6 protein-coding genes are annotated in these 8,431 nt (G+C 32.0%); all 6 read left to right on the top strand.

Going from position 1 to position 8,431, the window contains the following annotated elements:
• The first annotated feature begins 382 nt into the window (after window positions 1–382).
• The 6 genes from I6U48_RS19440 (at window position 383) to I6U48_RS19460 (ending at window position 8,218) form a co-directional block, all read left to right on the top strand.
• Window positions 383–805, top strand: a complete 423-nt coding sequence (locus tag I6U48_RS19440) for an NfeD family protein (RefSeq protein ID WP_218322139.1) — start codon at window positions 383–385, stop codon at window positions 803–805.
• Between the two features lie 11 nt (window positions 806–816).
• Window positions 817–1,758 (top strand): SPFH domain-containing protein, encoded by a 942-nt coding sequence (locus tag I6U48_RS19445; protein ID WP_218322140.1) that lies wholly within the window; start codon window positions 817–819, stop codon window positions 1,756–1,758.
• Window positions 1,759–2,209: 451 nt separating this feature from the next.
• Window positions 2,210–2,335, top strand: a complete 126-nt coding sequence (locus I6U48_RS30170; RefSeq protein WP_281421840.1) for a hypothetical protein — start codon at window positions 2,210–2,212, stop codon at window positions 2,333–2,335.
• Window positions 2,336–2,484: 149 nt separating this feature from the next.
• Entirely contained in the window at window positions 2,485–4,092 is a 1,608-nt protein-coding gene (gene glgP / locus I6U48_RS19450; RefSeq protein WP_218322141.1) for an alpha-glucan family phosphorylase, read from the top strand.
• A 102-nt stretch (window positions 4,093–4,194) separates the two neighbouring features.
• Window positions 4,195–5,751 carry a glycosyltransferase family 4 protein gene (locus tag I6U48_RS19455; protein ID WP_218322142.1) on the top strand — a complete coding sequence of 519 codons (1,557 nt, stop codon included), beginning with the start codon at window positions 4,195–4,197 and terminating at the stop codon, window positions 5,749–5,751.
• A 25-nt stretch (window positions 5,752–5,776) separates the two neighbouring features.
• Window positions 5,777–8,218, top strand: a complete 2,442-nt coding sequence (locus tag I6U48_RS19460; protein ID WP_218322143.1) for a sugar phosphate nucleotidyltransferase — start codon at window positions 5,777–5,779, stop codon at window positions 8,216–8,218.
• Window positions 8,219–8,431: the final 213 nt, after the last annotated feature.

The following is an 8,431-nucleotide window of genomic DNA, read 5'->3' on the forward strand; positions in this document are numbered from 1 at the left end:
AATTTTGCGTCGTATTATTTTTATTTTGCGACAGCCCCCAGTTTTTAATATTATCAGCTTATTTCAATATAATTATCAATTACAAAACAGAAATTGTCAAATTATATTAATCTACAGAATGAGGATTTGTAGTATTATAGAATAAAGTACATATAATTTAAGTATAGACAGGCTTTAGAAAATTAGAGAGAATAAAAGAGAGTTTGTCCAAAAGGAGATTTTATCAAGAAAAATGGTATTTAATATTATATTTTAGCATTTAATTAAACTTTATTTAATTTATATTATACTGTATTATTAGAGTATAATATAAATTAAATAAAGTTTAATTAAACAAGATTCTAGTTTATAAATGCTATTGTTTTAAAGGGGGATTAATGTGATGGGTACTGTTTTTTGGTGGCTAATAATCGGCTCAATAGCACTGCTCATAGATATTATTACTAGTGCTTTTCTATTTGTGTGGATTACAATCGGAGCTATTGCAGCAATTGTAGCAAAAATACTAGGATGTTCTTTACTAACTCAGTCTATTATTTTTATAGCAGTAAGTTCTATATTAATGCTAGTAGGATATCCTATTGTAAAAAGAACTATAAAAAGCTCTGTAGAACCAACGCCGACAAGAGAGCAGACATATTTGGGAAAGGAAATAATAATTGATGAGGATATAGTTAGCACTGGATCTATAAAAATAGATGGTGTATACTGGATTGCTCAAAACGAAGGTGGAATGGTAAAAAAAGGTGACAAGGCAAAGGTTATAGGTATTGATGGCAATAAAATAATTATAAAAAAGATTTAGGGGGATGAAAAATGTTTGGAAAAATTCTATTTTTAATCATTTTAGCTTTCATAATTGTTACAATTATATCAGCTATTAAAATTGTCAATACTGGATATGTGTATGTGCTTGAAAGATTTGGTCAGTTTCACAGGATACTAGAACCAGGATGGCATTTAACAATTCCATTCGCAGATTATGTTAGACAGAAGGTTTCAACAAAGCAACAGATACTTGATATAGATCCTCAAAGTGTTATTACCAAGGACAATGTAAAAATATCTATAGACAATGTTATATTTTATAGAGTAATGGGGCCAAAGGATGCGATATATAACATAGAAAATTATAAGGCAGGTATAGTTTATTCTACGATAACTAATATGAGGAATATAGTAGGAAATATGACTTTAGATGAAGTGTTATCAGGGAGAGATAAAATAAACTCTGAACTTTTAAGAGTTGTTGATGATATTACAGATGCCTATGGAATAAAAATTTTATCCGTTGAAATTAAGAATATAATTCCACCAGGAGAAATCCAACAAGCAATGGAAAAGCAAATGAGAGCTGAGCGAGACAAAAGAGCTGTAATTTTAGAAGCTGAAGGTGCTAGACAAAGTGCTATAGAAAGAGCAGAAGGTGAAAAACAATCAAAGATATTACAGGCAGAAGCAGAAAAACAAGCAAATATTAGACGTGCTGAAGGATTAAAAGAATCTCAATTACTTGAAGCAGAAGGTAAAGCAAAGGCTATTGAGGCAGTTGCAGAAGCACAGGCAAAAGCTATAGAGATGGTTAACAAATCCATAATAGAATCAGGTACTAATGAAACGGTAATTGCTCTTAAACAAGTAGAGGCTCTTCAGGAAATGGCCAAAAACCCTGCTAACAAGCTTATACTTCCGAACGAAACTTTATCTTCACTTGGAAATATTGCAGCTGTGGCAGAAATGCTTAAAGGAACAAAATAGGTATATTCAATTATAGATTATAGGATTGTACGGCCGAAAGCAGGCTTATTCTCCGGGAGATGTTGCCAAGCTTCTGCACTATGAAAACTTTTTATCAAACTAAAGCTTAGTATTTTGAAAGTCTAAGAACTATTGATAAACTCGTACCTCAAACAAATCAATAATCCTAAGACTTTCTAAAATACTTCGCTAAGATTGATTAAAAAGTTTTTATATGTGCTTTCAGCTTTGGCAACATCTCCCTGCGTATAAGTCTGCTTTCTAGTTATATTCCCCATAATAAATAAGCTTAAATAAAATAGATAGGTGTCTTTGTGAATACATAAAGCATTATATCTATTTTTTTATAGTACTGAAATAAGAAAGATAAAAATAATATAACTTAATTTTTTGATAAATGATATATAAATAAAAAACACTATTCAAGGGGATAAAAGGGGGAGGCTTTTAAATGATAATGTTCCCTAATTTGTGGCAAATAAAAACAGAAAAAAATAAGAAAAAAAGTAATAAAATGCAAGTATATAACGATAAAAACAGAAGAAATTTAAAGAAAAATGAAGTAAATAAAATATAATAAAGCATAACTTTATATAAAGGTAAATTTTGATTAAAAATGTGCTAAAAAAGGTTGATTTTATAAATAAAATATTTATAATAGTTTATATAGTTTATATTAAGCAATAAAGTTTCTGTGGTGTAAAATTAGAAGGAGATGGTTGGATAATGCAAAAAAACAACCCGAGTGTTGCGTATTTCAGCATGGAGTTTGGGCTGAATTCAGATTTCAAAATTTATGCTGGAGGTTTGGGGATACTAGCAGGTGATTTTTTAAAAGCAGCAAAAGATAACAATCTTCCTGTTATTGGAGTAGGTATCAAGTGGAAACAAGGATATGTTGAGCAGCACATAGATAGTAAGCAAAGGATAGTGGATTCTTTTTATAATAACGAATATGACTTTTTGAAGGATACTGGTGTTAAAGTTAATATAAAAATAAGAGATAGAGATGTTATTTGTAAGGTTTGGAAAGTAGATTGTTTTGATAACTCTGACTTATATTTATTAGATACTGATTTGCCTGAAAATGCTGATAGATGGATTACTGGACAGTTATATGGATGGTTTGAAGAGGAAAGAATAGCCCAGGAAATGATTCTGGGAATTGGAGGAGTTAGAGCACTTAGAGCTCTTAATAAAAATATTGATATATATCATTTCAACGAAGGGCATGCAGTATTTGCTGGTTTTGAACTCATAAGAGAAAAAAAAGAAAGAGGATATAACCCTTATGATGCATGGAATGAATCGAGAAAGCAAATCGTATTTACCACTCACACGCCAGTTTTTGAAGGTAATGAGTTTCATGGGTTAAATGTTTTAGAATATATGGGAGCATTTAACAATCTAGATAGGTATCTAGTCAGAGAAATAGGAGGAGAGCCTTTTAATATGACGGCAGCAGGTCTTAAGTTGTCTAGGAAATCTAATGCAGTTTCATCCATGCATGGTAGAATTGCTAATGATATGTGGAAGTTTGTTGATAGAAGAAGTGAGATAATAAGTATAACTAATGGAGTACACATTCCTACGTGGGGAGATGATGAATTAATCGGTGAATATAGAAATGATAAGGAAATATGGAGCTATCACATGAATAATAAGATAAAGCTCATAAATTCAATTCGTTTAGATACGGGAGTTAAGCTCAATAAAGATAAGCTGCTGATGGGATTTGCGAGGAGAGCTGCCCCATATAAAAGAGCGGATTTAGTTTTCACTTATGAGAATAGAATAGAGCCATTCTTAGAAAGTGGAGATGTACAAATAGTAATTTCTACTAAAGCACACCCTCTTGATTTTGATGGGAAGGAAATAATAAAGCATATTTTAAGTATGCAAAATAAATATCCTCAGTCAGTTGTATTTTTAGAGAATTATAATATGAGAAAAGCTATGCTCCTTACAAGAGGGGTAGATGTATGGCTAAATAATCCGAGAGTAACTAAAGAAGCTTGTGGAACATCAGGTATGAAAGCTGCTATTAATGGCGTACTAAATTTAAGCACTTTAGATGGATGGTGGCCTGAAGCTTGTTGGGATGAAGTCACTGGCTGGCAAATTGGTGGAGGATTTGTATCTGAAAATAAAGATATACAAGATAAGCATGATGCAGACAGCTTATACGAAGTACTCATAAATAAAGTAATAAATACGTATTACAATGACCCCGAAAAGTGGAGAGAGATGATGAGTGCAAGTATAAGGGGAATACTTGACAGGTTTTCAGCAGATAGAATGATAAAAGAATATTATGAAAAACTATATAAATAGATATAATTATTAGAAAATAAGGTGTTGTAGATTAAATTATAAATTTACAGTGCCATAATAAAATAGAATACATTTGTAGGTAAGATAAGGGGGAATTGGTAAATGAAAATTTTAATGATTTCATGGGAATATCCACCCAAAAATGTAGGGGGATTATCGAATCATGTTTTTTATTTGTCTCATGCTTTAAGTAAAAAGGGACATGAAGTTCATGTTATAACTTGTGAAGTAGGTACAGCTCCTTCTAATGAAAATAATGATGAAGTTTTTGTACACAGAGTTAAACCATATAATATTGAAACTGATGATTTTATAAAGTGGGTTATGCAACTTAATTTTGCAATAGCAGAGGAGGCAACAAGAATTATTACGGACTATGGAAAATTTGACTTAATACATGCTCATGACTGGCTCTCGGCTTTTAGTGCCAAGCTGCTAAAATGGTCCTTTAAGATTCCTATGGTGGCAACAATTCATGCTACAGAGTATGGAAGAAATAGTGGAATAAAAACCGAAATGCAGAGATATATATCATCTGCAGAATGGTTTTTAACATATGAGTCGTGGAAAGTTGTTGCTTGCAGTAATTATATGAAACAGCAAGTAACCGATATTCTTTCGGCGCCTTGGGACAAGGTGTGGGTTATACCTAATGGAGTTAACCCAGAAAAATTTAACTTTGAATTTGATTGGTTGAATTTTAGAAGAAACTATGCTAGAGATGACGAGAAAATAGTATTTTATGTTGGAAGACATGTATTCGAGAAAGGAATACACATACTGGTAGAAGCTACACAGGGAATAATTGAGAGATATGACAATACGAAGATTATTATAGCAGGTACGGGTCCAATGACAGAAGAACTAAAAAGCAGAGTAAGACAGATGGGGATAGAAGCTAAAGTTAACTTTACTGGTTATATGAGCGATGAAGACAGAGATAAAATGTATAGAATTGCTAATGTTGCTGTATTTCCTTCATTATACGAGCCTTTTGGAATTGTTGCATTAGAGGCTATGGCAGCAGGATGCCCAATAGTAGTTTCTGATACAGGTGGACTTGGAGAGATAGTTAATCATAGGGTGAATGGATTGAAAGCAATAAGTGGATGCGTTGAAAGTCTTATAGACAATATTAGTGAACTTCTGCGCGATCAAAATTTAGCATATTTCTTAAAAAAGAAAGCTTTAGAATCAGTACAGGATAAATATACCTGGGATAAGGTTTCTGATCTTACCACAAGAATGTATGAGATGGTTCAAGATGAAGCAAAGGGTACTGAATGGGAAACTAAAATATCAAATGAAGAAAAAAAAGGGGTTAAGGATAAGTTTGACAATATAACTTCAAAGACTATAGAAACTCTAGATACTGTATCAGAAATAAAAAATAGAATTACTGGCAAAGCAAAAGAAAAGGTAAATAATCTTTCAGATAATATGTCAGATATGAAAGGGAAAATAACTGACAGGACTAAAGAGATAACCGATAATGCGATAGAAGTTAAGGGGATAATAACCAATAAAACTAGAGAGGCAGTAGTCAATATTAAAGAGGGTATATCAGAAGTAAAAGAAAAGATAAATAGAGATAATAAAAAACTTGAAATCACTAAAAATGAATTAGGGAAAAAAGGGGAAACAAATAGAAATATATAAATTTCAAATGAGGGGATGAGAGTTTATGAAAGCTATAATTATGGCGGGTGGGGAAGGAACAAGGTTAAGGCCCTTGACATGCAATATACCTAAGCCTATGATGCCAATAATGGATAAACCAGTTATGGAGTACACAGTAGACCTTCTAAAGAAAAATGGAATAACTGATATAGGAGTTACGCTTCAATATTTACCAGATGAAATTATAAATTACTTTGGTGATGGTAGAGAATTTGGGGTTAATATAAGGTATTTTATAGAAAAGAATCCACTAGGTACTGCAGGCAGCGTAAAAAATGCAGAAGGATTTCTAAATGATAGTTTTATTGTTATAAGTGGTGATGCTTTAACCGACATTGATTTATCTAAAGCTATAGCATACCATAAAAAGAAAGGTTCCATTTCAACATTAGTATTAAAAGAGGTTCCTGTACCATTAGAATTTGGGGTAGTTGTAACTGACAACGATGGTAAAGTTACAGGGTTCTTAGAGAAGCCAAGTTGGAGCGAAGTTTTCAGCGATAAAGTAAATACAGGAATTTATATACTTGAACCTGAAATATTTTCATATTATAAGGAAAATCAAAAATTTGATTTTAGTAACGATTTATTTCCTATATTGTTAAGTGAAAAAAGACCTATGTATGGCTACGTAGCTGAAGGATATTGGTGTGATATAGGAAATATAGAACAATTTATTAGATGTCATTTTGATATATTAAAAGGTCTGGTAGATGTTGCTATCAAAGGCGAAAAATATAGAGATGGCATATGGATCGGAGAAAACTGCGAAATTAGCAAAGAGGCTAAACTATCAACCCCTGTGTATATAGGAAGTGGGACGAAAATTTATGACAAAGCTGAAATTGGACCATACAGCATATTGGGTAAGAACAACATAATTTCTAATTGTGCTACTATAAAAAGGAGTGTTATATTTGATAATTGCTATATAGGAGACAATACGGAAGTTAGAGGTGCAGTCTTGTGTAAAAAGGTGAAGCTTGAATCAAAGGTTTCTGTATTTGAAGAGGCAGCAATTGGAGATGATACGCTTATAAGAGAAAGAGCTATTGTAAAGCCAGGAATCAAAATATGGCCAAATAAAATTATTGATTCAAGTACTATAGTAAAATCTAATATAATATGGAGAGGAAAATTTAGTAGATCCTTATTTGGTAGGCAGGGTATAAGTGGAGAAGTAAATGTTGATATAAATCCGGAGTTTGTATCAAAACTTGGCTCAGCTTATGGATCACTTTTAAAATCAGATTCAAAAGTTGCAATTTCATGTTCAGATAGCGGAGCAGCGCAAATGTTTAAATACTCATTAGCAACTGGTCTTCTTTCTATAGGAATTGGAGTTTTAGATTTAGGAAGGATTCCAAGAGCATTAGCAAGACAGTCAACTTTATTTTTTGGGGTACATGGAAGTATTCATGTTTCAGTGAATGATGATACACAAAAGGTGAGTATTGTATTTATGGATAGTAATGGTCTAGATATAGATAAAGGGTTAGAAAGGAAAATTGAGAACAGCTTTATAAGAGAAGATTTTAGAAGAGTTAAAATTGATTCTTTTAAAAAGATAGATCATATGCGTGATGGTTTGGAATATTATGTGAGGCAAGTTGTAAATCAACTTGGTGTTCGAAATATAAGAAGTCAAAAGTATAAAGTTGTGTTAAGTATAAGAAATCCTATGATTTTAAATATAGTTGAGACTATATTCGGAGAACTTAAAATTGGCGTTAAAATCTATGGTGAGTTCAATGATGTGATTGGGTTAAGAAAAGAAGTCATTGAAAATAATGCTAATTTAGGAATAAAAATTGATGATGAGTGTGAAGAATCTATAATTATAGATGAAAAAGGTGACATAATAAGGGATGATTTATATGACGCACTAAATGCTCTTATAATGCTAAAGACAACTAATATTAGAACATTAGTTGTTCCAGTAACGGCATCTTCAACTATGGAACAAATAGCAGAAATGTGTGGCTGTAAGTTTATAAGAACTAAAACATCACAAAGATCTATTCTTGATGCATATTTAAAGAATGAAAAAGTATTAAGTCGAAGGGAAATGGTTAATTCCTACCTAATGACTATTGATGCTATAAGTGTATGCATGTTAACCATTAACCTTATGGCAGCAAGCAATTTACCGCTTTCAAGGATACTTGCTCAAATACCTAAATATTATATAGCAAAAAAGGAAGTAAAATGTCCGTGGAATATGAAGGGAAAAGTAATGAGAAATCTAATTGAGGAAAATGACTCGAATTCTGTAGATTTGATTGAGGGAGTAAAGTTGAATTTTGATGATGGATGGGTATTAGTATTGCCAGATGCGGAAGAGCCTTTATGTAGATTATATGCAGAGTCTAGAGATTCAATTGAGTTGGATAAACTTACAAATGAACTTCTTAAGAGAATTGAGACGATAACATTAGAAGAGTAAATTAAGAGGTTGTCGCACTATAGACACCCACGGCCGACATTTAACTTATTCTCCGGGAGATATTGACATTCTTTCGGCACCATAAATACTTTTGACAAGTCTAAAGCCCATATTTTTGAAAAAGCTAAGACTTGTAGCAAAAGTATTTAAATGTGTCTTCCAGAATGTAAATATATCCCTGAGTATAAGTTAAGTGTCTGGTGTGGTTATCTA

This window comes from Clostridium thailandense (assembly GCF_019207025.1).
Classification (GTDB): domain Bacteria; phylum Bacillota; class Clostridia; order Clostridiales; family Clostridiaceae; genus Clostridium_AM; species Clostridium_AM thailandense.